This window comes from Vibrio sp. HI00D65, assembly GCF_001635455.1.
In the GTDB taxonomy this organism is placed as follows: Bacteria; Pseudomonadota; Gammaproteobacteria; order Enterobacterales; family Vibrionaceae; genus Vibrio.
Genome location: NZ_LWEH01000341.1, coordinates 1 through 961 on the forward strand (window position 1 = coordinate 1; position 961 = coordinate 961).

Sequence of the window (961 nt, forward strand, 5' to 3'; positions counted from 1 at the left end):
GAAAGGCCAATCAAACCTGGAGATAGCTGGTTCTCCCCGAAAGCTATTTAGGTAGCGCCTCGGACGAATACTACTGGGGGTAGAGCACTGTTAAGGCTAGGGGGTCATCCCGACTTACCAACCCTTTGCAAACTCCGAATACCAGTAAGTACTATCCGGGAGACACACGGCGGGTGCTAACGTCCGTCGTGGAGAGGGAAACAACCCAGACCGCCAGCTAAGGTCCCAAAGTATAGCTAAGTGGGAAACGATGTGGGAAGGCTCAGACAGCCAGGATGTTGGCTTAGAAGCAGCCATCATTTAAAGAAAGCGTAATAGCTCACTGGTCGAGTCGGCCTGCGCGGAAGATGTAACGGGGCTAAGCTATACACCGAAGCTGCGGCTACGCACTATGTGCGTGGGGTAGGGGAGCGTTCTGTAAGCCGTTGAAGGTGGCCTGTAAGGGCTGCTGGAGGTATCAGAAGTGCGAATGCTGACATGAGTAACGATAAAGGGAGTGAAAAACTCCCTCGCCGGAAGACCAAGGGTTCCTGTCCAACGTTAATCGGGGCAGGGTAAGTCGACCCCTAAGGCGAGGCCGAAAGGCGTAGTCGATGGGAAACGGGTTAATATTCCCGTACTTCTTACAATTGCGATGGGGGGACGGAGAAGGCTAGGTGGGCCTGGCGACGGTTGTCCAGGTTCAAGTACGTAGGCGGAAAAATTAGGTAAATCCGGTTCTTCATAACGCTGAGATACGATGTCGAGCTACTACGGTAGTGAAGTCATTGATGCCATGCTTCCAGGAAAAGCCTCTAAGCTTCAGATTGTAAGGAATCGTACCCCAAACCGACACAGGTGGTCGGGTAGAGAATACCAAGGCGCTTGAGAGAACTCGGGTGAAGGAACTAGGCAAAATGGTACCGTAACTTCGGGAGAAGGTACGCTCTTATCAGTGAAGTCCCTTGCGGATGGAGCAGAC

The 961-nt window shown here is 52.5% G+C and carries 1 rRNA gene; it reads left to right on the forward strand.

Annotation, left to right across the window (positions count from 1 at the left end):
- Nucleotides 1–961 (forward strand): 23S ribosomal RNA (locus tag A3712_RS19710); the annotation flags it as partial.